This window comes from Sodalis glossinidius str. 'morsitans' (assembly GCF_000010085.1).
Taxonomy (GTDB): Bacteria; Pseudomonadota; Gammaproteobacteria; order Enterobacterales; family Enterobacteriaceae; genus Sodalis; species Sodalis glossinidius.
In genome coordinates, this window is the sequence record NC_007712.1 from 3,619,162 (window position 1) to 3,641,909 (window position 22,748).

At 53.1% G+C, this 22,748-nt stretch carries 15 protein-coding genes and 19 pseudogenes; 23 read left to right on the plus strand and 11 right to left on the minus strand.

Annotation, left to right across the window (positions count from 1 at the left end; translation table 11 throughout):
- Nucleotides 1-5: 5 nt before the first annotated feature.
- Nucleotides 6-612, plus strand: a pseudogene (locus tag SGP1_RS19260) (DMSO/selenate family reductase complex B subunit); the annotation flags it as partial.
- Nucleotide 613: 1 nt separating this feature from the next.
- Nucleotides 614-1,471, plus strand: a pseudogene (locus tag SGP1_RS25925) (DmsC/YnfH family molybdoenzyme membrane anchor subunit).
- 338 nt (nucleotides 1,472-1,809) lie between these two features.
- On the opposite strand, the gene SGP1_RS25930 reads toward SGP1_RS25925, so the two are convergent.
- Both SGP1_RS25930 and SGP1_RS30975 read right to left on the minus strand, forming a co-directional pair.
- Nucleotides 1,810-2,379 carry a hypothetical protein gene (locus SGP1_RS25930; protein ID WP_148203596.1) on the minus strand — a complete coding sequence of 190 codons (570 nt, stop codon included), beginning with the start codon at nucleotides 2,377-2,379 and terminating at the stop codon, nucleotides 1,810-1,812.
- 112 nt (nucleotides 2,380-2,491) lie between these two features.
- Nucleotides 2,492-2,659: a hypothetical protein gene (locus SGP1_RS30975; protein ID WP_158302451.1), complete on the minus strand. Its 168-nt coding sequence runs from the start codon at nucleotides 2,657-2,659 to the stop codon at nucleotides 2,492-2,494.
- A 12-nt stretch (nucleotides 2,660-2,671) separates the two neighbouring features.
- On the opposite strand from SGP1_RS30975, the gene SGP1_RS30980 reads away from it, so the two are divergent.
- A complete protein-coding gene (locus SGP1_RS30980; protein WP_158302452.1) occupies nucleotides 2,672-2,908 on the plus strand; it encodes a hypothetical protein in 237 nt (78 codons plus the stop codon).
- Between the two features lie 54 nt (nucleotides 2,909-2,962).
- On the opposite strand, the gene SGP1_RS30255 is transcribed toward SGP1_RS30980, so the two are convergent.
- Together SGP1_RS30255 and SGP1_RS28315 are read right to left on the minus strand one after the other, a co-directional pair.
- A complete protein-coding gene (locus tag SGP1_RS30255) occupies nucleotides 2,963-3,148 on the minus strand; it encodes a hypothetical protein (protein ID WP_148203597.1) in 186 nt (61 codons plus the stop codon).
- A gap of 367 nt (nucleotides 3,149-3,515) precedes the next feature.
- Nucleotides 3,516-3,904 (minus strand): annotated as a pseudogene (locus SGP1_RS28315) (winged helix-turn-helix transcriptional regulator).
- Nucleotides 3,905-4,029: 125 nt separating this feature from the next.
- Between SGP1_RS28315 and SGP1_RS36815 the strand changes: the two are divergent.
- From SGP1_RS36815 to SGP1_RS19325, 10 genes and pseudogenes are all read left to right on the plus strand, one after another.
- Nucleotides 4,030-4,568: pseudogene (locus tag SGP1_RS36815) on the plus strand (NAD(P)H-binding protein).
- 399 nt (nucleotides 4,569-4,967) lie between these two features.
- Complete coding sequence (locus SGP1_RS19290) at nucleotides 4,968-5,426, plus strand: NAD(P)-dependent oxidoreductase (RefSeq protein ID WP_050747846.1); 459 nt, start codon at nucleotides 4,968-4,970, stop codon at nucleotides 5,424-5,426.
- 102 nt (nucleotides 5,427-5,528) lie between these two features.
- On the plus strand, nucleotides 5,529-5,759 hold the full coding sequence (locus SGP1_RS19295) for a hypothetical protein (protein ID WP_041867686.1): 231 nt from the start codon (nucleotides 5,529-5,531) through the stop codon (nucleotides 5,757-5,759).
- Nucleotides 5,760-5,823: 64 nt separating this feature from the next.
- Nucleotides 5,824-6,654: pseudogene (locus tag SGP1_RS28325) on the plus strand (MFS transporter).
- A gap of 42 nt (nucleotides 6,655-6,696) precedes the next feature.
- The gene (locus tag SGP1_RS19305) at nucleotides 6,697-7,257 is read left to right on the plus strand and encodes a LysR substrate-binding domain-containing protein (RefSeq protein ID WP_011411911.1); all 561 of its coding nucleotides are present in this window, start codon (nucleotides 6,697-6,699) and stop codon (nucleotides 7,255-7,257) included.
- A gap of 140 nt (nucleotides 7,258-7,397) precedes the next feature.
- The gene (locus SGP1_RS19310; protein WP_041867222.1) at nucleotides 7,398-7,802 is read left to right on the plus strand and encodes an FUSC family protein; all 405 of its coding nucleotides are present in this window, start codon (nucleotides 7,398-7,400) and stop codon (nucleotides 7,800-7,802) included.
- Complete coding sequence (locus tag SGP1_RS19315; RefSeq protein ID WP_083764961.1) at nucleotides 7,750-8,355, plus strand: FUSC family protein; 606 nt, start codon at nucleotides 7,750-7,752, stop codon at nucleotides 8,353-8,355. The genes SGP1_RS19310 and SGP1_RS19315 overlap by 53 nt, the downstream gene beginning before the upstream one ends.
- Nucleotides 8,356-8,497: 142 nt before the next feature.
- Nucleotides 8,498-8,584 carry a hypothetical protein gene (locus SGP1_RS34440; RefSeq protein WP_243466309.1) on the plus strand — a complete coding sequence of 29 codons (87 nt, stop codon included), beginning with the start codon at nucleotides 8,498-8,500 and terminating at the stop codon, nucleotides 8,582-8,584.
- Between the two features lie 6 nt (nucleotides 8,585-8,590).
- Nucleotides 8,591-9,313: a histidine-type phosphatase gene (locus SGP1_RS19320; protein ID WP_050747847.1), complete on the plus strand. Its 723-nt coding sequence runs from the start codon at nucleotides 8,591-8,593 to the stop codon at nucleotides 9,311-9,313.
- A gap of 407 nt (nucleotides 9,314-9,720) precedes the next feature.
- Nucleotides 9,721-10,078 (plus strand): annotated as a pseudogene (locus SGP1_RS19325) (thiol-disulfide oxidoreductase DCC family protein).
- A gap of 118 nt (nucleotides 10,079-10,196) precedes the next feature.
- Here SGP1_RS19325 and SGP1_RS19330 read toward each other — a convergent pair.
- The gene (locus SGP1_RS19330) at nucleotides 10,197-11,666 is read right to left on the minus strand and encodes a catalase (RefSeq protein ID WP_011411913.1); all 1,470 of its coding nucleotides are present in this window, start codon (nucleotides 11,664-11,666) and stop codon (nucleotides 10,197-10,199) included.
- 337 nt (nucleotides 11,667-12,003) lie between these two features.
- Nucleotides 12,004-12,162: pseudogene (locus SGP1_RS32150) on the minus strand (substrate-binding domain-containing protein); the annotation flags it as partial.
- Between the two features lie 11 nt (nucleotides 12,163-12,173).
- Here SGP1_RS32150 and SGP1_RS32155 point away from each other — a divergent pair.
- Nucleotides 12,174-12,355: pseudogene (locus SGP1_RS32155) on the plus strand (ABC transporter ATP-binding protein); the annotation flags it as partial.
- A 345-nt stretch (nucleotides 12,356-12,700) separates the two neighbouring features.
- Nucleotides 12,701-13,570 carry an ABC transporter substrate-binding protein gene (locus tag SGP1_RS19340; RefSeq protein WP_083764964.1) on the plus strand — a complete coding sequence of 290 codons (870 nt, stop codon included), beginning with the start codon at nucleotides 12,701-12,703 and terminating at the stop codon, nucleotides 13,568-13,570.
- A 70-nt stretch (nucleotides 13,571-13,640) separates the two neighbouring features.
- Here SGP1_RS19340 and SGP1_RS35375 read toward each other — a convergent pair whose 3' ends face one another.
- Both SGP1_RS35375 and SGP1_RS19350 read right to left on the minus strand, forming a co-directional pair.
- Nucleotides 13,641-13,766: a hypothetical protein gene (locus SGP1_RS35375; RefSeq protein WP_279379475.1), complete on the minus strand. Its 126-nt coding sequence runs from the start codon at nucleotides 13,764-13,766 to the stop codon at nucleotides 13,641-13,643.
- Nucleotides 13,756-14,161 (minus strand): annotated as a pseudogene (locus SGP1_RS19350) (glucan biosynthesis protein); the annotation flags it as partial. The pseudogene SGP1_RS19350 and the gene SGP1_RS35375, both read right to left, overlap by 11 nt.
- Nucleotides 14,162-14,386: 225 nt before the next feature.
- Here SGP1_RS19350 and SGP1_RS19355 point away from each other — a divergent pair.
- Nucleotides 14,387-14,587 (plus strand): annotated as a pseudogene (locus SGP1_RS19355) (MFS transporter); the annotation flags it as partial.
- A gap of 22 nt (nucleotides 14,588-14,609) precedes the next feature.
- Here SGP1_RS19355 and SGP1_RS30275 read toward each other — a convergent pair.
- Nucleotides 14,610-14,835, minus strand: a pseudogene (locus SGP1_RS30275) (IS110 family transposase); the annotation flags it as partial.
- Here SGP1_RS30275 and SGP1_RS19360 point away from each other — a divergent pair.
- From SGP1_RS19360 to SGP1_RS34445, 6 genes and pseudogenes are all read left to right on the plus strand, one after another.
- Nucleotides 14,833-15,175 (plus strand): annotated as a pseudogene (locus SGP1_RS19360) (citrate-proton symporter); the annotation flags it as partial. The pseudogenes SGP1_RS30275 and SGP1_RS19360 overlap by 3 nt on opposite strands.
- 1,576 nt (nucleotides 15,176-16,751) lie before the next feature.
- Nucleotides 16,752-17,866, plus strand: a pseudogene (locus tag SGP1_RS19365) (IS256 family transposase).
- Nucleotides 17,817-18,945: pseudogene (locus SGP1_RS19370) on the plus strand (HsdM family class I SAM-dependent methyltransferase); the annotation flags it as partial. The pseudogenes SGP1_RS19365 and SGP1_RS19370, both read left to right, overlap by 50 nt.
- A 185-nt stretch (nucleotides 18,946-19,130) precedes the next feature.
- Nucleotides 19,131-19,898: pseudogene (locus SGP1_RS28340) on the plus strand (SAM-dependent DNA methyltransferase); the annotation flags it as partial.
- A complete protein-coding gene (locus SGP1_RS24965; protein WP_050747851.1) occupies nucleotides 19,898-20,170 on the plus strand; it encodes a hypothetical protein in 273 nt (90 codons plus the stop codon). The pseudogene SGP1_RS28340 and the gene SGP1_RS24965, both read left to right, overlap by 1 nt.
- Before the next feature lie 227 nt (nucleotides 20,171-20,397).
- Nucleotides 20,398-21,193, plus strand: a pseudogene (locus tag SGP1_RS34445) (restriction endonuclease subunit S); the annotation flags it as partial.
- Nucleotides 21,194-21,596: 403 nt separating this feature from the next.
- Here SGP1_RS34445 and SGP1_RS30280 read toward each other — a convergent pair.
- Together SGP1_RS30280 and SGP1_RS35830 are read right to left on the minus strand one after the other, a co-directional pair.
- Nucleotides 21,597-21,719: pseudogene (locus SGP1_RS30280) on the minus strand (IS5/IS1182 family transposase); the annotation flags it as partial.
- Nucleotides 21,701-21,789 (minus strand): annotated as a pseudogene (locus SGP1_RS35830) (integrase); the annotation flags it as partial. The pseudogenes SGP1_RS30280 and SGP1_RS35830, both read right to left, overlap by 19 nt.
- 90 nt (nucleotides 21,790-21,879) lie before the next feature.
- Between SGP1_RS35830 and SGP1_RS28345 the strand changes: the two are divergent.
- A pseudogene (locus SGP1_RS28345) lies at nucleotides 21,880-22,742 on the plus strand (IS5 family transposase).
- Nucleotides 22,743-22,748: the final 6 nt, after the last annotated feature.

Below are 22,748 nucleotides of genomic sequence, written 5' to 3' on the forward strand. Positions count from 1 at the left end.
CTTAATACGGATTTTATGTTGATTACGAACGTTTCACCGGCTGTAAAACCTGCGAGCTGGCTTGCAAGTATTATAAAAACCTGTCGCCGCAGGTTAGTTTTCGTCGTATTTATGAATATGCCGGCGGCGACTGGCAGCAGGATGGCGACAGCTATCATCAGAACGTCTTTGCCTATTATCTGTCCATCGCTTGCAACCATTGCGAGGATCCGGCCTGCGTTAAAGTCTGCCCGAGCGCCGCCATGCATAAAGGGGAAGACAGTTTTGTGGTGGTGAATGAAGAGATTTGCATCGGCTGCCGCTATTGCCATATGGCGTGCCCTTACGGCGCGCCGCAGTTTGATGCCGCCAAAGGGCCACATGACCAAATGCGATGGCTGCCACGAGCGGGTGGCGGTGGGGCAAAAACCCATTTGCGTTGAATCTTGCCCCTTACGGGCTCTGGATCTGGCGCCTATCGAACAGCTGCGCGCCAAGTACGGTCAACTGGCGGAAGTCTCTCCGTTGCCGCCGGCACATTTCACCCGGCCCAATCTGGTGCTGAAGGACAATAGCAATAACCGGCCGGTGGGCGATACCACCGGCTACCTGGCTAACCCGCGGGAGGTGTAACATAGGTAATGGATGGCATGAATGGCCGTTAATGTTTTTCACCGTGGCCGGCCAGTGCGTGATCGGCGGCTATCTGGCGATGGCAGCGCTGCTGCTCGGCGGGCGGTTGTCGGCAGACAGCGGTCGCCGGGTGCGCAGGATGATGTTTTTTCTGTGGGCGCTGATGGGGTGGGCTTTGCCGCATCCATGCTGCATTTGGGATCGCCGTTGCGAGCCATGAACGCCCTCAACCGGCTGGGTGCCTCGCCGCTGAGCAACGAGATAGCGACCGGCTCGCTGTTTTTCGCCCTGGGCGGACTTTACTGGCTGTTGGCGGTGCTAAATCGTGCCGGTCGGGCTGGATAAACTCTGGCTGGTGGTGACGGCGCTGGCGGGGCTGGTCTTTCTGTACGCCATGGAGCGGGTCTATCTTATTGATACCGTGCCAACCTGGTACAGCGTCTTTACGCCGCTCGGTTTTGTGTTGACGGTATTGATAGGCGGCCCGCTGCTCGGCTATCTGCTGCTGCGCGCGGCGGGGGTCCCGGACGCTGCCATGCGCTATCTGCCCTGGGTAAGCTCGCTTGCCCTGCTGGCCACCTGCTGGTGGTCATTTTGCAGGCCAGCCAGCTACCCACAATCCACAGTTCCGTGCAGCAGGCGGTAACGCTGATTCCCGATTACGGTTTGCTGATGGCCGGCCTTCTGGTGCTGCTGGTGCTTGGGCTGGCGTTCTGGTTGCTGCCGCAGCTGCGCGTGAAAAACGCCGGCGGTCGGCGGACTGGCGTTTGGGATGCTTTGGGTATTGTGCGGCGAACTCATCGGCCGGGCCGTGTTTTACGGGCTGCATATGACCGTCGGTATGGCGGTGGCCGGTTAACCACGCGCTGGCGGCCGAGGGCTGCCCGCTTTGCGAGCGAGTTGATGATGACTGAGATTTCCGGTACCGACGGCCGAGAGGGGCTACCACAGCCGCAGGCGGATCGTCAGCGAGCCGGCGCGGATTGTCGCACAGTTTCGGCAGCACGCTGCCTGAACGGCAACGGCGCGTCAAGGGCTGACAGCAACGCGGCCATCGCGTCAGCAGAGGCGTGCGGCACCATCGCCTTCACCTGCAGGACGCTGGGCACGTTGCTTTATTACTCCCCCGAGGGGCCGGAACACCAGCCGCTACTGGCTGCGCTGTCCGGGGATGCCTGGCAGGCAGAATGGCCGGCGCTACCGTGGGGGTCGGTTTACCTGGACGAGGAAAGCAGAGAACAGCAGCTCACTATCCGAATCCCCCAGGGCACGCCGGATGTACAGCCCCTTCCGTTTGGCCGAGTGCAGGATACCGTTGAGATTGAAAAAGTTGATGAGGGTCGTCACCAGGACAAAGGCACCGGCTCCGTAAAGGGTATAGAGCAGCCAGCGGGAAATCACCGTTGCGATTTCATCGGCATAGCCGCCATCATAATGCATGGCGCCAATTGGACATGCGCTCAATTGAATAAACTGCGAAGGGGTAAAGGGCGCACCGGGCAGCTGCGGCGCGTGGCGCTTGACAATCGCCTGTAACATCGAGTCATCAGGCAGCGCCCGCGTTTTCATCCGGGCGAAGGCATAAATCTGCGTGCTGTACCAGTCCCCTCGCCTGGCGTAGTAATCTTCCACGAGCGCCGGCGAAAAGGCGATTATCGCCTGCATCGCCAGGCTGGACGCCGGCTGTGGCTGCACCACCCCTTTGATGGTAAATATCCCTTTGCCTTCGAGATGTATCGTTTTGCCAACGGGGGAGTCGAACCCCAAATACCGACGATTAAATTCGGGGTGATATACATTTCATTTTTCCCCGGCGGAGCAAGAGCCTGCTGAAAAGGGTGCATCATGTCAAGAAAGCCAGAGCTGACGGCGAACAGCGCTACCCGCGGAACCAGGCGATCCGGGTAGCGCTGAAGAAACGATAAGTGAACTCTGCGACATTGACCTGCGGGGCATTTTGCAGCACATCCACCAGCGGTAGCGGAACCCGGGCGGAGCGAATAATCTCACCGCCGGGAACCGTAAAGCGGGTTTCCAGTCGATACAACCGTGCGTGGTCATGACTGAAACGATCTCTGCGCTGATCTTGCAGAAAGAGCAGCAAGACCAAAAAGGCACAGACAAAACCAAAAGCGGTGATGACCACCACCAGCATGGCGCTGACCGGACTCAGTTTAATATCGTCAAGATATTATCTCATTATCATGTTCATTTCCGGTCAGAGAAAAAAGAGGAGAGCAATAACGGGCAAAATGGCAAAACTATTATTAGCCATGCCACCGAACCAGAAAATTAATCGATACCTGCTGGCCTATTTCATTTAAATTAGCGCATTGCGGTCAGACATAACTTAAAAGCGGAATGACCAATTCCAGGCAAGGTGCCGCCGTTGACAGGCCCGCTGCTCCAGGGCATGACAAATTTCCTCATTGACGTTCATCCCCGGCGGGTTGAATAACGCTGAAAAGGCGAGTAGCCACTGCTTCACTTTTGACGGCACTCCGCCAAAGGGGACAGTGGGCACATGACATTCCATATCTACTTCCACATGCTGTTGAGTGAATAATGATGATTGCAATTCTTACTAACAACTTTAGCACTATTTATTCTTGATAAAAAATCAAAGACCGTCAATTGTATGCGCTTTTTATACAATAATTGATTCACAGTTTAATGTTAATATTTTAAATAATTTTGAAATATAATATTAAAAATATATAAAATACACTAACATTCATATTAAAATATGAAGTTAATTTGATACTTATTTAAAAATTAACTTTAAATTGAACAAAAACTATTATGTCAGCCCGGAGCCGTTGGCATAAACAGAGGGTAAAGCCGGGCTGGTCAGGGCGGGAAAATGGGCGCAGCCGGCCTGTAAGGACGGCCGTCTATGTCTGTCAATCCGTTGTCGCTTGCGATAAGCTTTCGTTTGCGGTGTAGGCCGCGCGCGCCAGCAGGATGGACGGTAGATGATGTTCAATCCAGTCCGTCAACGCCGCGACTTTAAGGCTTACCTCCCGCCCCGGCTCGGCTCGCTTAAGTGGTATTCTACATGCGGCGGCACGACCGGCAGAGCGGTGCGTACGACCCATCCATCTTCCTCCAGCAGACTCAAGGTTTGCGCCAACATCTTTTCACTCACGCCGCCGACTTTGCGTCACAGTTGGCTGAAACGCAGCGTCTCCTGACCCAGCGCGAGCAGTACCAATACCCCTCAGCAGCTGGTTAAATGCTTCAGTACCGCGCGTAAGGGGCAGTTGGGATCCAGTACGTCCCCCCGTTGCATGCTCGTTGCCAGCACCCCGTCCGGCAGGTGATTCTCAATCATGACACTTATCTTTTTGTATGTACTTACTTTTTGTTAGTTTAAGCGATATGCTTCTTTTTTTCATCCTGAAAGGATGAAGAATGATGATTGCGATTACCGGCTCTACCGGCCAACTTGGCCGTCTGGTTATTAAAGAATTGCTTAAAAAGGTGCCCGCGGAGCAAATTGTCGCCGTCGTTCGTTCGCCGGCGAAGGCCGACGAGTTGACACAGCGGGGCGTGCAGGTGCGCCAGGGGGATTACGATCAACCGGACACGCTCATCGCCGCGGTTATCGATGCCGCCAAACGGGCCGGGGTCACGCTGTTGGCCTATACCAGCCTTCTGCATGCGGACAAGCCCGTTGGGGCTCGGCGAGGAGCATCGCGCCACCGAAGCCCTGCTGGCGGCGGAAATCAGCCATCAGTCGGGGCAGGCCGTGTAGTTGTGAATCTGCCTCAGGCAGAGTATCAGGCCTTGCTGGAGCAGTGGGTCTACCGGCACCGCTGGCGGCGATGCTGGCCGATCCGGAAAGCGGTGCCGCGTGCGGCGGCTTATTCGATGACGGGCAGCAATTGAGCCAGCTCATAGGCCGTCCCACCACACCGTTGACAACGCTGGTGGCGCGCACGCTGAACGGATAATCCCCCACCGCCAACGCGGGGCGCCGCAGCCGTCTGACGGCGGTGGTCGGCATATCTCCACCGCGATAGGCCGCCGGCGGTCGACGCAGGGCGTAATCAAGCAAACGCGCCGCCGCCAGCAGCACCACGCGTTGATTCCAGCGCTGCACGGCGGTGAAAATCGGCAACAGACCGGCGCCGTCCGGCGCGCGGCGCCAAACATTCATCACTACCCCTAGCATGCACATACCGCCGATCCACAGCGTCATACCGATGAAATGCAACGACTTTAAAAACATAAACAGTGTCATTTTTTTCTCCTTCGCCGGTCTCTGACAGTCGGCCGGTCCGGCTTAGCGCCGTTTTGATGTGCTCACAGAGTAAAGCGCCCGGCGGCGTCGGTGCCGGGCGGCATTCGGCATGCGCATGATTGGCATCAAACGCACCCGGGATGAAGACGTCGCCTCGCGCTATCGGCTGGACTGGTTTGGCATGCTGGATGAACTCCCCACGCTGCTCGGGCAGGCGGATTTTGTCGTGCTGAACCTGCCGGATAATGCACAAACCCACCATCTGATCAATGCGCAAAGCCTGACGTGGTGCAAACCCGGCAGCTTTCTCATCAACGTCGGCCGCGGCGGCCTTGTCGAGAAAAACGCGCTGGAACAAGCGATTATCCGCGGCCAACTGGCGGGCGCCGGGCTGGACGTGTTCTGGCAGGAACCGCCGGATCCCGACGATAGCCTGTTTCAGCAGAATGTCATTGCCACGCCCTATATCGGCGGGGTCACCGACATTTCCGCTGCCGGAAATATTCAGCCGGTCTGTGACAATCTCCGACGTTTGCAGCAGGGCGCGCCGCTGTGGCATCTGGCCTGAAACGGCGCTTTTCTGGGGCGTGAAAAGAGATGTTGCACCCCAGGGGCGGCGAAGAGGCCGCCAAACGATAATACTTAGGGCTGGCTGTTACTGGAAAGTCAGATGAATACCGAAATGCTGGCGCTGCTGTTTTCAGCGTTGCTTTGTCTTTTGCTGCCCTTGATTTACTCCTTCTTATACCAGCGTCAGGTGGGGATTTCCGGCACGCTGGGCAACTGCGAGACGATTCCGCCGCCAACGGATGCCGCCGCGCGCGGGCGACGGGCACATTGGAATCTGCTGGAAAAAAAGATGGCAATAGCGAGAAGGTTTGCCCCCCCGGCGCTACCTTGAGGTATCGCATTATCGGCGAATACCCTCAGATCCACCCAATGCTGTCATCAGGGGCATGACGATCATGAAAATACGCACGATAGGTTTCCCCATTACCTGGCCTACGGCTCAGGTGACTTTCTGGGAGCCTGCACCACCGCGTTAACCGCCGCCTGGCTACTGTATTTTTACACCACCTTTTGCGGTTTGACGCCTATCGAGGCGACTTTTATTTTCGCCACCGCCCGCGTTCTGGACGCCATCGTCAGCCCGCTGATGGGCTATCTCACCGACAATTTCGGCAACACCTGGCTGAGCAAACGCTTTGGCCGGTGCAAACTATAGTCTGGTAGTCTCGCTATTCGGCCTGAGCGTTATCGCCTATTCCGTGCTGTGGTACGCCGGATTAAGCGATATCTATACGCTACTGCTGCTGGTATCGGCGATAGCCGGTCTGGGGCACGGCAGCATCAACTATGTGCCGTGGAATATCTATACCTACATTGCCGATGTGGATGAGACAATCACCGCCCAACGCCTCGAAGGGATTTTCGCCGGCATCATGACCTTGACGCGCAAAGCCTCTCAGGGAAGTGGCCCATACGATTATGGCTGTCCTGAGCGTAGGCACGGTCATCGTGCTGGCTATCGGCTTTTTCATCTCGTTACGCTTTAAACTCAACCTGGAAACGCACGGCGTGCTGGCGGCGGAGACGCGCAAAATGCGCGATGCCAACCGTCTGGTCCGGAACAGATTACGCCGGAAAACAAGGCCATCGTCGAGATGCTGACAAACATGAAATATGAGTATCTGTGGGGGAACAATAATATCGGCTACCTTAACCACCATAAGCCGGAGCGGGTAAACGAACGATCCTACCTTCCCCTGCCGACCCCGGATTCAGAGAAACGATAAACTTGCAGGAAATGATGATGACGATTTTCAGCGTGAAGCACAGTGTCCTGCTACGATAACACCAACGATACTCTGGTGGCCGCCGTGGCCAATGGTTCTCTGGATATCGGCATTGACATACTGGATTCCACGGTGCCGACCGAGATTGAGACCCGGGTGCTGCAAGAGGATCATTTCGTTGCGGTCATCCACCGCGACGATCCGCTTGCGGCGCAGCCTCATCTGCCGTGGCGGTTACTGACGCCGCGCGACATCGCGCTGTTTCAGAAAGGCAATTGCAATTTACTGATGATGGAGATGATTGAAAGTCATCGCCTCACCCTGCGCTTGCGCTACCGCGTGGATTTTCTGGAAACGCTGTACGGACTGGCGCGCGCCCGGCTGGCGGTAGCCATCGTGCCTAGGCTTTATACCCATTTGCTGAACGATCCGGCGCTGCGGGTGATCGCGCTCCAGCAGCCGGTGGTGGAGCGTAAGGTCGTGCTGATGCGCCGCCATCGCCTGGCCGTTAGTGCTCATCGGGCGCCACCCGGAAGGCATCCGCCCCGGCAGCTTGTCCTTGGAATTGGGTATCGAGGGGCCGTCGCTGGTGCGTTCGCTTAATCAGCTGGTGGACACCGGCACGAAGGACTGAACCGTGATGTCCCTGCCGGCATGGCCGCTTTTTTCCCGCGGTGAAATCCTTTATTCGCTGAAGAGCTACACCGCGGCGATGCTGGCGGGGATGGTGCGCTCAAAAGCTCTTGGTCGAGGAGATTTGCCTGGGCATTCTGTGCGCCACCCTGGTTCACAGCGTAGTGCTGCCCGCCGGTCTCAGCGCCAGCGTTATGGGATTGATGGATAAAACGCTGACGGATATCTTCGCGGACGCGGCGCCACCGCCGCCGGATGAGGAAGACGCGCTGTCCACCGCCCGGGTCCGTCTATCGCTGGATATTACCCAGTTGCGCCTGCTGGCAACCCATATTCCCTTCGACACCGGCAACTTACGCTGGACCGCGGCCACGGTACGTACTTTGCAAGACCGGGTGGCGCTGCTGCTGCCGACGCTATCTGCGGTGGACGATCGCCTTCAGGCGCTCTATCAGGCGGAAGATGGTTGCGCTACCGTTGCTGTTCGGCGTCGCCGGCACGCTCCCTTTGCATGATAGCGCCCGCGCCGATGTCACCAGTTTCATTAATACCACCACCGCTCAGGTACTAGGCACCTTCATCGCCGCCCGCGTTACCCGGCTTATCCGCTCGGTGGGGGCCTACTGGAGCGCACGCCGGATCCGCCACGCCATCCGCCGCGAGATGGTGATAATCGCCAGCAGCAGCCGGGCGTATCAACTGCAGGTGTTCGCGGTGCGGATGCTTGACCGCATTGGCCTGCTGGTGGTGCGGATCGCCCAGGGCGAGGTCACGCGTCATAACACCGTCGCCCGCGAGTCGCTGCGCGATTTGCGCCTTGGCGCCAATATCATCGCTCTGCAGCAGGTGAAAAAGCACTTTCCGTCCCTGCCGCTGCCGGGCCTGCTCAGGCAGTTGGCGGTGCTGTTCAACCGGGCGGAAAATCAGCCGCCCGCGCCGCTGTTTTTAACGGTCGACCAATCCCTCACCGCGGTTTTATCCCTGCCGGAAGCGACCCATCACCGCGGCACGTTGATTACCGCGCTGGTAGTACTTCGCCATAACCTGTTTCCTCATGCGCCGCACTAACTGACCGCCGGAGAGACGCCATGATAGGCGAAGCGAGCTTCTATGGCATGTTCATCCCCTAGCTAATGCTGCTGGCCCTGGGCGCGCTGGGGCTATTTTTCGTCGTCCGCCGGCTGCTGGCCGCTCTCGGGCGTATCGCTGGATCTGGCATCCGGCGCTGTTCGATATCGCCTTTTACTGTTTGTTACTGTACGGGCTCACCTATGTCACCTCTTTTTTACAGCGATAATGCGCAATGAAATCAGAAACTTTTACCTTACGGGGCCGACAGCTTATCCGGGTTCTGATAACCCTGGGGGTAACGCTGGCGGAAGCAACTCCACACCACTGGCCAACATGGCAAACCCAGGGGGGACTGCTTACGCCCAAGGGCGGGAAGGTGGAAAATCATGTCGGACACTACTTCCAGGCGTGGCTGGCGCAAAATCATCTGTTCGACAAACGTGGCTGTCCTGAGGGGCGCGCGGTATTCGCCTACGCCAACAGCCTGCCGCGCACCATTGATACCGCCAAACTCTTTCTCGACGGCGCGTTTCCCGACTGCGGTATTCCGGTTAACCATCAAGCGGCGGTGGGCACGATGGATCCCACCTTCAACCCCATCATCACCGCCGCAGTGACCGAAGACTTCAAAACCGCGGCGCTGAACTCGATTGCCCAGCATGCCGGACCTGGCGGCGTCGATGGCCTGAATGCACGGCTGAAACCTAACTATCAATTACTGGAGCAGGTGCTGGATTACCCACAAAGTCAGGCCTGCCAGCGCGACAAACGGTGTAGCCTCGCGACACAGCAGTCCTCGGTGGTGCTGGAACAGGGTAAAGAGCCGGCCATTACCGGCCCCTTGCGCACCTGCTGCAATACTACGAAGGTTTTCCGCTGTGCGATGTCGGTTGGGGTAAAATTACCCCGCGGCGCAATGGCACCAGTTGGAAGCGATAAAGAATCTGTACCATGAAACGTTGTTCGGCTCCCCCGCCGCCAATGCGGCAAAACCGCTCTTGACCTTTATCGCCGGCGCGCTCAATGCGCAACCTGCTCGATGAAAATGCGCGATTATCAGCTACCGGATCAGTTTGAACGCATGCCTATCAGTGGTGCAATTGTGTTTCAGCGCTGGCATGATGATAAACAGAACCGGGATTTGCAGGGCATAACGACCGAGGTTGCGCCGCGCTTTCCACCGCGGCGCATCAATCGTAGCGGGAGGGTCTTATGAGGGAAGCCACACACCGTCCCAATCGACCGAAGCTGTATCTTATTAAAAATCAGCGCCGATTCCCGCCTCCCCATCTATCCGCCGGCGACCGGGTCATATTGTTTGATGGCGAGTGTGTGTTGTGCCGCCGATTGATACGGTTTTTGATGCATATTGACCGTTGTCAACGTATCCGGCTCGCCGCCGGGTCAGGATTTGCTGCGCTGGGCCGGTTTACCGACGGATGATTTCAACACCATCGCCTATATTTCCCAAGGGCAGGTATCAGTGCGTTCGGCGGCATTTTTGCAGGCGCTAACGCAGTTGGGCTGGCCGTGGCGGGCGCTGGCCATTATGCAGCTTTTTCCGCGCCGACTGCTCGATAAGCTGTATGACGGCGTGGCCCGAAATCGCTATCGCTGGTTTGGTAAGCTGCCTGCCGGTACTCTACCGCCGGAGGATGGCTGCGGCACCCACTACCTCGACCACAGTCAGGACAGTCTGAAAAGTGGCGCCGGGGGTTAACGACACGCAACCTATCTGCCCTGAAAGCGCGTGCACGGGCCAATCGCCCTAAGCCTGAAGGGCGCGCCGGCGCCAACGCCTAACCTGTAAGACATCAGCCCCACGGCGCCGAGATCCTTTAAACGCCGACCGAGGTCAGTATCTCGTCTTCAATTCCCAGCCCTTGCGCCACCGCGCGGCCGTAATCAACATCCGCCCGCAGGAAATGCGCAATTTGTCGCAGTTGGACGTCCCGGGTTACCGGCGCCAGGGCCCTGACCAGATTGGCCGTCAGCAGCGTTTTCTGCTGTGAGTCCATCAATCGATAAAGATCACCAGCCTGGCTGTAATAATCTTCATCCACGCGATGGTCATAACGATCCGCCGCGCCGCTGAAATTCAGCGGTGGCTCCCTAAACCCTGGTGCCTGCTGCTGCGAGGTAGCATACCTATTCGGCTCGTAATTAGGCGTTCCGCCGCCGTTAGCGTCAAAACGCATGGCGCCGTCACGCTGATAATTGTGATAGGGGCAGTGCGGCGCGTTAACCGGTAGCTGCTGGTAATTGGTACCGATGCGGTAACGTTGGGCGTCGGCATAGGCGAATACCCGTCCCTGCAGCATCTTATCCGGCGACAGGCCGATGCCGGGTACCACATTGCTAGGCGCGAACGCCGCCTGTTCGACCTCCGCGAAATAGTTGTCCGGGTTACGATTAAGTTCCAGGATACCCACCTCCTGCAACGGATGGGTTTTCTGCGACCAAACTTTGGTGACATCGAACGGATTTTCCTGACGCTGTGCGGCTTCCTGCTCGGTCATGAGCTGGATGCAAACCCGCCAGCGCGGACAATCGCCCCGCTCGATAGCGCTGAACAGATCGCGCTGTGCATAATCCGGATCGCTGCCCGCCAGACGGCCGGCCTCTTCCACCGTCAGGTTTTTGATGCCCTGAAGCGTTTTAAAATGCCATTTAATAAACACTCGCTCGCCGTCAGCATTGATCAGGCTATAGGTATGGCTGCCAAAACCGTGCATAAAACGGTAACCATCGGGAATACCGCGATCGGAAAACAAAATGGTGACTTGATGCATCGACTCCGGCGATAAAGACCAGAAGTCCCACATCATCTGGGGGGATTTCAGATTCGTCGCCGGATCCCGTTTTTGGGTATGGATAAAATCAGGAAATTTCAGCGGATCGCGGATAAAAAAGACCGGTGTGTTATTACCCACCACATCCCAGTTACCCTGTTCGGTATAAAATTTCAGCGCAAAACCGCGTGGATCCCGCTCGGTGTCCGCCGAGCCACGCTCGCCACCCACGGTTGAAAAACGCAGTAATACCGGCGTCTCTTTGCCGATGTGCTCAAAGGGCGACGCGGTAGTCAGCCGGCGGATGTCCTGAGTCACGCGAAACGTCCCATAGGCGCCGGACCCTTTGGCATGCACGCGCCGCTCGGGAATCACTTCGCGGTTAAAATGGGCCAGTTTTTCCACCAGATGAAAATCGTCCAGCATCAATGGCCCCCGCGCTCCGGCGGATCGGGAGTTCTGATTATCGGCCACCGGGATACCGCTGGCGGTAGTTAACAGCGTTTTATCTTTCATAATATTCAGGCTCACGGTAAAGGAAAGGGAACTCTGAGCCCACTTTATAGCGCAGCGGCTAAGGTGGCTAATTCATTGCATCTATCAACTCAATAGCTGAATAAAACCCTTTCATTGCGATAGCCATTAGCAATAGATCACTATAAAAACAATTTTAAACAATAAGTTAAATAACACCATTCAGCGCGAAGGAGAATATCCTCAAGAGAATAAACGCGGCTGACAGCGCCCGCCCGACAGGGAAAATAAGTTCAGGAATGCCTTTTATGTCGCAGGATAAACCGGCGCGTTATCGCCGCATCATTTACAGATACGTCCATTGCCGCCCTGGAAAATGTTTGGCGGGCCCGGAAGAGACGGCAGAAGGCATTGACGAGAAAAGCGCAATCGTATTGGTTTTGCCGGTGCTCAGACCGCGGGCGCGCAGATTAGGGATATAGCCCAGCTCGGTAATCGCCGCTTCGATGCTCAGACGCGTACCAGCCTCCACATATCGCCGTCCGTTGGGTGTTGCTGATGGATGAACCCTTTGGGGCGCTGGATGCGCAGACGCGGGGAGTGATGCAAGATCTGCTGTTGCGCATGTGGCAAAAACACCGGGCAACGGTGCTGTTCATCACCCACGATGTGGATGAGGCGTTACTGCTGGCAGACCGCATTGAGAGGTGATGTCCGCCGCGCCGGGTAAAAATTATGCAGCTATGGCCTGAGTCAACCGCGGCCGCGGGCGCTTAATCGCGAGAATGCCGATTTGCTAGATATCCGCGAAGAAATTCTGTCACTGCTGCGGCCGCTGGCATTGCCGTCCTGAGGCGATGCGCCGTCGGCGATCGTTGCCAACGTGAAGCCGCCGGATCAGTCAACGTGGCCAAAGCACCAAACGCTTTAAACGCATTGACGCAGACATAACAGCAACGCAGGAATGATACCAGGCATGCCGCTATTAGCGCATCCGGACGATAGCCGGCCGAAACATGCCGCCGATAACGAATCATTTTTAGCGACACCAAGCAAAACCAACAACGGGGAAAACGATGAGATTAACACAAATATGCCGTGCCGCTGCGGAGTTGCTGGCGCTAAACATCATGGCGGCATCGGCCGCGACGGAAACGGTTAATCTCTCTTGGTCGCCGACGCCCCTGATGCCGCAGATCGAAATCGCCCTGGCCAAGGGGTATTTCAGCGATGCCGGCATCAAGGTGCAGCGGATTAATTTTCCTAGCGGCCGGGAAGCCTTCGAGGCGCTGCTGGGCGGACAAGTGAACATCGCTACCCTCACGGAATTTCCGGCCATCACCGGCGCACTGCGCCAGCAACCTTTTGGCATCGTTGCCGACGTCGCCCGCTACCGGAGAACGCGCGCCATCAGCTCGGCCAAATACACCCCGCTGCGCACCGTCAGCGATTTAGCCGGGCTGAAGATCGGCACGCCTCTCGGCACCAACACCGATTACTACCTCAGTCAGCTTTTGAGTGCGGCCAAGGTGAGCGCCGAACGGGTCAAAGTCTCGCCGGTGGATCTTATTCCCGCGCTCCTGCGCGGTGATATCCAGGCCATCTTGCCTTTTGCCGGCGTCGAAAGCGTGGCGCGCAAAGCGCTGGGAGAGGACTATCGCGACTTGAAAAGCGACAGCTATCAATACCATTTTCTGCTGGCGGCGTCACGGACCGTTCTTAACAATAAACCGGCAGTGGTCAACGGGCTCTTGAGGGCATTACTGCGTGCGGACGCCGATCTAAAACGCGACCCCGCCGGAGCTTCTGACATCGGAAGGACAGTGGATCATACAGCAGCGCATCATCAAGGCCGCCGCCCCTACCCCCCCCAGACCCTGCGGCCCTGGCTGGTAAGCGCCCCGCTGCGCGCTCTCGCCGCGGACGCGGTGGATCCCGATTTGTGACGTGACGGCCGGCGGGCGCTGGACGCTCCGCGCCGACCCGAATCAGACGGTAAGCAGCTCCGCGCGGGCGTCAGCTCATCGTGCGATCGTCGATATACTTGCGTTTATCCGGCGGCGGCGGGAAATATTGGTACAGCCAGGTTTCGCTCAGCGCCTCCTGCCCGGTACGCAAGAACATGCGCAGCGAAAGCGACAAAATCGGGAAACTCTTCCAGCTTGTCGGTAAAGGTGTCGATGGAGAGGCCACGGGCCGACAGGCCGTACTGGTAAGTATCATCTACCGCGCGGAAATAGCTGGCGGTTGGGGATGTCATGCCAGAGAGAATGATCGGCGTCGTACTGGATTTCGTTGTAGGCCTGCGGGGTAAGCTCTGCCAGCGTTTTGGGCAGCTCCGCCGGGGGGCCGCCGAAAGGTTTGCGTGAGAGATCGACGGCCAGGGTTTTCAGCGTGGAGAAATCGAAGTGGCTCGCGCTGCCGTCGGCGATGTTTTCCGCAGCCTGCGTTGAACGCGTAAACAATGTGGCCATGGTGGGCGCGCCGCAGTAGGCGGCCAGCGCCAGGGACGCTTTGATAAATGATCTTCGTTCCATGCCAGAATAGGTTCCTGTACTGGTCGATGTATTGTCCGTGTGGAGCCGTCTAAGGCAACAAAGACACCGGACTGCGAGCATCATGCTCCACCGGGTTGCGAAAATTTTCGACAACGCTTGGCGAGGAAAATTCATTGCAACGCTAACCTCGCCGCAAAGTTTACCGTAAAACGACATAGCCGACACAGGCTAAATGCGCGATAGGCCGAACAAAACGACCGCCGCCGCCGCGCCGGATTGATGCTGACGCTTGGACTTATGGCGTTCGGTACGCTGACCATTGCCTGCATGCCCGGCTACGCCACGCTCGGTCTGCTGGCGCCGGCTCTGGTGTTGGCCGGCAGACTATTGCAGGGGTTTTCCGCGGGAGTTGAACTGGGAGGGGTATCGGTCTATTTGGCGGAAATTGCGCCCGCCAGCAGAAAAGCAACTGTCTTGAACGATAAAATTATAGAGAAACGTGATGGTACGATTCATCCCACTCTTCGTTCTTTCTGAGCATCGCGTTCAGAGAAGTTTACGCATACAGGCAACCAGCGCGACTTTTTTGGCTTTTCCCGCTGCAAGCAGCCGCGTATAAAATGCTTTTATCACCGGATTAAAGCGACAAGTGCGGCGATATAAAGCGCTGTTCGGACTCCGCCCCTTCCGCCAAAGATGGTTCGTCGGCCGCGCCCTCCTTGCCGCGTCTCATTAGCGCAGAACTCTGGCTTTTCTTTCTTTACGCCGACTATAACGCGGCTATGGTGGTGGCGCTGACGGAGATTATGCCCCCCGCCGTACGCGCCACCGGTTTTTCCATGGCCTACAGTTTAGCGACGGCAATTTTTGGCGGCTTCACCCCCGCCATCGCCAGCGTGCTTATCAATGAGAGCGGGATAATGCACTGCCTGGTTATCGCTGGCAGCGTTATTAGGGTTGATGGCCGCGTTGCTTTTGCCAAAATTCTATCGGGCAGGCGCCCGCAACGCGGCTTACTCATCACCCGTGATGAGGACCCTGCTTCAGAAGTAATATATACTTGAGACAGCGAGAAAACGCGCACGAAAGGTTCAATAATCACCCATTTTAGTTACAAATTAACTAAATTACGGAAAGTGATTATTCTAAACACTACGCGAAAAAATAGATCTAATACAATCCACTGCGGGATTAAATTCCCTTTCTACATTAATGGAACCTTTTATCACTCAGTTGTTTACAGCGGGTTGGAAATTAAACTATACTGCCGCCTCTATATGTTATAAAACCAACGCATTTAGCGTTTATTCGGAAATTTTTTAGCCGCTCACCGTTTACGGCGCGGCTTTTTTCATACCCTTAACAACCGGCCAGCTATTTCCTCTGCATAGACTGATGCTAAACACCAAATTATTTTTTTAGAATGAACTTTTCAGTAATTATTACTTAACTGATTCTGGTAATAACGAGATGTCTGCTTAGCACCCTGACGTTAATCGGCAAAAAGTGTTTGTTACCTGTACGACGCTTGGGACACTCGTTTTGTCCTAAACGCAGGACCAGGCCGGCCACCGGCCCTGTTAAAGTCATGACCAACGCTGAAACGCCCCTCTGACGCGACTGCATCACCCGCACCGAACTTCACCATCGGCCTGACCACAGGCGTTTATGCTACCGAAGAACGCTCCCCTCGCTGCGGCTTGCCTTCTCAAGGGGCATGACTTCCCCAGAAGCGGGAATGGAATAATCGATTCGCCCTTCCCCATTGATAGCAGCTTGCGCGCCATTTCCGCTCATATCAACGGCTCTGGCGGCCACCTCGCCCTTTGCCGTTGATGGTCGCCGGCCCTGTCAATAATTCACGTCCGTAGCCATTCATCACCGCCGACCCGGTCAATGCCGGCGTGATGTTCCCCCCTAAGCGCCGTACTGCCGGCATCCCCAAAATATTCCCGCGCCGGCGGCCACATTCAGGGAGTGGAATCCTTGCCCTTAAAGGGCCGGCGGCGCGCGCCCTGCAACGGCTGCCCCCTCAGGACTGAGAATGAAAGCGTCGCTAAGACTCACGGCCTGACTGACAGCAGGCTGCGTTCCCACGTGTTTTACTGCCCGAGATAATGGCGCGCCGCTCCGCGCGCAAGGTTAACGATACGGTGGGGCAAGCCGCGGGCGAGCCGGCACCTTTACCTGACGTCACAGACACATTCACACCGTAGTGCCACATGCCGGAAGAGGAAAATACTCTCCCCCCTCACCATACATCCAGGTGCCGCTGTTAACACGGCGCTAACCCTACCGAGCTCTCCCGCTATCAATAAACTCGACCACCGCTACGCACACAACACTTAACATGATATTAAAACTAATAATACGACAAACTTATAATTTATAAAATTATAAGTACAGTATCATGATGTGATAAAACGGCCATCGTTCGTAATACATGATGTTATTGATGATAATAAATATAACATTAACTCTGTGCTGAACCTCGGCTAATCGGATAAAAATCATTATGCCGAGTTAACGACGAGTTATGCTCATTTCTGGTGTATGAGGTTTCGGAGAGGGTGGCGTATGCTGCTGATTGATTTCGTGGATGATTTCAACAACAGAGAGACGATACACCATGAAAAAGTCTACCCTACAGGTCTCCGCAGAACCAGATATTACCAGTGAGCCCTTACATGAACTCATCCGTCATAGTGCCAAACAACTGATAGCCGCCGTCGTTGAGGCTGAGCTCGAAGCCATGCTGAACGCCGTCTTGACGATGGGCGTCATGCCGTCGTCCGTAACGGTTATTTGCCACAGCGTTCAACAGCGCGTTGCTGCCATGGCTGTATCTGCGAGGCATATCCACCGGTGATTTTCATGAAGCCCTGGGGGGCGCTACTCGGTGAAAAAGCCCATGGCCTCTCCGCGAGTACCATCAGCAGACTGAAACAGCAATGGCTTGAAGTGCACAGGCAATGGTGCCTGCGTGATTTAAGCGATACGCGCTACGTTTATTTCTGGGCTGATGGCATATACAGCCATGTCAGGCAAGATGATCGCCTTTGCCTACTGGTCAGTATCGGCGTCACTGAGCATGGACGTCAGGAGCTGGTTGCGGTCGAAGAGGGTTATCGAGAATCAGAAGCAAACTGGGCCGAACTTCTCCATGGCCTGCAAGCAGGTGGCCTAACCGTATCTCCCAAGCTAGCTACGGGAGACGGTGCCCTTGGTTTTTGGAATGCAATGGCAAAGATATTCCCGGACACGCAGTACCAACGCTGTTGGGTGCACAAAACGGCTAATGTGTTAGCTTCACTCCCCAAAGCCATGCAACCGAAAGTTAAGGCTGAGCTTCGGGAGATCTGGCTAGCAGAAAGCCGCAATGCCGCTAATGACGCTTTTGATGTTTTGTTGGCAAGGTTTTCAGCGAAGTATCCTGCAGCGATGAAGAAGCTGGAGAAAGATCGAGAAGAACTGCTGGCATTCTACGACTTCCCGTCAGAGCACTGGGCATCAATAAGAACGACAAAGCCGATTGAATCGGTTTTTGCGACTATGAGGCTACGAAGCAGACGCGCAAAGAAGTGTGGTTCGAGAGAAACCACCCTGTCAATGGTATTTAAGCTGCTCCAGTCTGCTCAGAAAAGCTGGAACCGGCTAAGAGGATTTGACCTGCTGACCCTGGTGGTAAACAACGTCCAATTTGGGGATGGGCTATGTCTTCGAAGAGCTAATCCGCAAGTTTAATGAAGAAAACAACGAAGAAGCCGGTGAACACTTTACGCCCAGAGAAGTGATCGATCTGATGACGCACTTGGTTTTTGACCCGGTGAAGGACCAGCTTCCACACACCATGACTGTTTACGACCCAACCTGTGGTAGTGGCGGTATATTGACTGAATCTCAGAATTTCATTGAAGAGAAGTATCCCAATGACAGCCGGGATATCTATTTGTATGGCAAAGAGATTAACGACGAAACCTATGCTATCTGTAAATCAGACATAATGATCAAGGGTAATAATCCTGAGAACATCAAAGTAGGTTCAACATTGTCTACGGACGAGTTTGCGTCCTCGCGGTTTGACTTCATGTTATCCAACCCACCTTATGGCAAGAGTTGGGCGTCCGAACAGAAACACATCAAAGATGGGAGTGATGTGATTGACCCACGCTTTAAAGTGAGCCTGAAAGACTATTGGGGTCACGTTGAAGTTGTCGATGCCACACCACGCTCAAGTGATGGTCAGTTACTGTTCTTAATGGAAATGGTCAACAAGATGAAAGATCCCAGCGTTAGCCCGCTCGGCAGCCGGATCGCATCTGTTCACAATGGCTCATCCTTATTTACAGGGGATGCAGGTGGCGGTGAAAGTAATATTCACCGGTTTATTATCGAATAACGATATGCTAGACGCCATCGTTCAATTGCCGAATAACCTTTTCTATAACACAGGTATTACTACTTACATTTGGATTGTCAATAACAATAAGCCTGCCTTCCGAAAATGCAAGGTACAACTGATTGATGCAATCTTACTCTATCGCAAACTTCGTAAAAACTTAAGCAATAAAAACTGCGAATTTGCGCCTGAACATATCGCAGAGATCACCGATACCTACCTTGCCTGCGTGGATGTTGAAAGACAATTAGATAAAAACAATGACCCTGTCGGTATTGCCAGAAAGGTGTTTAGCAATGATGACTTTGGTTACTTCAAAGTGACCGTTGAACGTCCGTACCGACGTAAAGCACGCTTTACTCAGGACGCCATTGCACCACTGCGCTTTGATAAGCAATTTAGCGACGTAATGGCGCACTTGTATGTCGAATACGGGCTTTGTTGAATAATAGGGAATCATGCTGTTTTGCCATACTCGTTTTGGCGGAAAATGCTTGTCACCCTAGGTGTGCCGTTTTCTTACGCGGCCTAACTGCATGATTTTACGTTGCCAGGATCAGCAGTTGCACTGGAGGGGCAGCATAAAATCGGTTTATTCAACAAAGCCTCGAATACGGTGAAAATGTCTATAAAAACACAGGTTTCGACAGTGACCAGAAAAAGAGTTTCCTGAAATCCATTGAGAAAAAAATTCTCGCTTGGTGTGAAGAGAACGAAATCAGCTTAAATGCGAAAGCCAGAGCCAAACTTCTTGATGTCAAGCATTGGCTCGCACTTAAAGGCGTTTTGGAAACCGCTCAGCAATTGATGTCTGACATTGGCAGTGATGAATTTTATGACTTTAATCAGTTCATGAACCTTGTTGATAAATCCCTTGAAGCAAACAGTGTGAAACTCTCTGCGTCTGAGAAAAATGCTATTCTGAATACCGCCAGTTGGTATGACGAGTCAGCCAAAAAAGTAGTTAAAAAAGTCGTTAAATTAAGTAGTGACAAATTAGACGACCTGCTTTCCCGCTATGAATGCGAAGTGGATGATTTACCTGATTTTGGCTACTACCCAAGTGGAAAAAAAGGTGAATACGTTACTTACGAGACCAACACTGACCTTCGTAACACTGAGTCGGTTCCGTTGAAAAAAAGCATTTATCAGTATTTTCTCGATGAGGTAAAACCGCATATCAATGAAGCTTGGATCAACCTAGATTCAGTGAAGATTGGTTATGAAATCAGCTTTAATAAATATTTCTATCGTCATAAACCTCTACGAACCCTGGAATAAGTAGCAACAGATATCATTAATCTGGAACAAAAAGCAGACGGGTTAATTGCGCAGACTTTGGGTGTAAAAGTAGCAGAAGTAAAGGGAGAGGCCTGATGAATAATTTGGTTTTAATTCCTAAGTATGAGACATATCAGATTTCTGGTGTAGAATGGTTAGGAGATATTCTGGGCTCATGGAATTTACTGACAAATAAATATATATTCAAACTCAAAAAAATCCTTGTCGGGAAAAAATCTGATGAGTACGAACTTTTATCACTGACTTTAAGAGGTATTATCAAAAGGGATATGGATAACCCTGAGAGTAAATTACCCGCAGAGTTTAATACATATCAGAAAGTTAAAAGAGGAAATTTTTTTCTTTGATGTCGAAGAGATCCCAAGAACAGTTGGTTTATCTTTACAATGGAATGATTACTGGTACTTATACATTATTCTAAAATAGTACAGAGTTTAACAGTAAATTTCTTTATTACTTTTATTTGAATCTAGATTTAAATAAGCGCCTAAAGCCATTATATCGTGGACTAAGAAATAAAATTCCGAAAGAATTCTTTATGGGGTTTAAGACGTTTATTCCACCTTATGAACAGCAATATTTAATTGCCTGTTACCTGAATAAAAAAACAGCACAAATTGACGAGGCGATAGATATCAAAGAGCAGGAAATCAACCTGCTGAAAGAGCGTAAACAAAACATCATTCAAAAGACGGTCACGCAAGGACTTGATCCAAACGTGCCGTTGAAAGACTCTGGTGTTGATTGGATTGGCAAGATTCCTGAACATTAGGAAATTCGCAGAAGTAAGTTTCTATTTACGCAAAGGAAAGAGCGGGCATGGAAAGATGATGTTCAGCTTTCAGCTACGCAGGCTTATGGTGTCATCCCTCAAGAGCAATACGAAGAATTAACAGGTAAGCGCGTCGTCAAAATTCAATTCCATTTGGAAAAAAGAAAGCACGTCGAAAAGGATAATTTCGTAATTAGCATGAGAAGCTTCCAGGGTGGTTTAGAGCGCGCCTGGTCGCAAGGCTGTATTCGATCATCCTATGTTGTTCTTAGAGCATTAGAGGATATTGACACTGCATTCTATGGGTATTTATTAATAATTACCATTCTACATCGCTGCCTTACAACAAACTACAAGCTTTATTCGAGATGGGCAGGATTTGAACTTCGATAATTTTTCACAAGTAGATTTTTTTATTCCTCCAATCCGTGAGCAGCTTGAAATTGCGAATTACGCCAGTTCATTTATGACATCTTCAGATGAGTGTATCGAGCTGTTGTGAGCGCAAATCAAGAAACTAAAAGAATACAAAACCACTCTGATCAATATAGCTGTGACAGGCAAAATAAAAATTACACAACAGATGGTCGAGCAATAGGACGCTGCAATATGTTCACGATGAATCATCAAATCAGTCCTGTTAAGGCTAAGAAGCTTAGCAAATGGGGCTTTACCGCACTCAAACATCTTCATAAATGGTTGGACACTAATCTGATGCACCAAGCGAAGAACTGCTGATGGCCCCAAAGGAAGATGGCTTTGATGATAACCGTGAATACTTGCATTTACTGGCGCTTGATAAAAATGTTTTGAATTAAGGGAGCTTACAACTACGGTTAGTCAAACCAATGAACAAGCATTAGAGTCAACCATTGAAAAATGTTTGGTAGATATCAGTACAGAAGAACTCAAAGAGGGCACGAGTCCCCAGTTCTCCAGAGCAGGGTGGCTTTGTTGAATAAATCAGAACTTGTGACTACGCCCCCCTAGCAGATCGATTGTTATGCGATCCGGATGCTGTTCGGCATTCCTAACAGCGTCATTTTGTTAAGCGCTTTGACCATCGCCATTGCCTCACCTACCTGCGCATCATAGTCACGCAGACTTAGATGTCTGCCCACCACTGCACCATTAACCTGCGCTCCCTAGGTGCTCAGCCTTATGAATATAAGCCGCACGCATAGAGTTACGTTCCTAGTGACTCATCTGGGCTTTGTTGAATAAATATAACTTTTAGGTGATCGTCTGCTCAGATCACTACCGTCATTTCAACATCTGCACTCCATGGCAAAGCAAAAGTTTAAAATAACCAACTGGTCCACTTACAACAAAGCTCTCAAGCAGCGCGGGGCTCTAACGATATGGCTGGATGAGTCGGCAATTGTTGCATGGACGGAAAAAACAACGCCTGAACGGCGTGGCCGGCCGCTTCACTACGCAGATATGGCTATCACCACTGTTCTGATGATGAAACGCGTGTTTGGCCTTTCGTTAAGCGCTTTACAGGGCTTCGTTGACGCCATTTTTAAACTGATGGTGCTGCCGCTAAGATGCCCAGACTACTCGCTGATCAGCAAGCGAGCAAAGACAGTTAAGATCAGCATAAAAACGCCAACCCGGGGTGAAATCTCACCTCTAGTCATTGACGGAACCGGCCTGAAGGTCTTTGGCGAAGGCGAATGGAAAGTCCGACAGCATGGTGCCGACAGACGGAGGGTGTGGCGTAAGCTGCATATGGCCGCAGACAGTGTAACGCATGAGATTATCTGTGCTGACTTATCGCTCAGCGGTACGACGGATGCTCAAGCCCTACCAGCTCTGATAAACCAGATGCTCTGCTGAGGAAGAAAATAAGGCCTCTTATTCCTCCACGAGGTGGGGCGCAATATTGGCCAGACCGATACCATGAGCGTAACTACGCCGTTGCGAATCAGCATCTAAGCGGCAGTAACAATGTATGGAAAAAGCAAGTGGGCTATCATCGACGCTCAGTGGCTGAAACAGCTATATTCCGGTTCAAAACGCTTATGGGCGATCATCTAAGTCTGCGTGACTATGATGCGCAGGTAGGTGAGGCAATGGCGATGGTCAAAGCGCTTAACAAAATGACGCTATTAGGAATGCCGAACAGCATCCGGATCGCATAACAATCG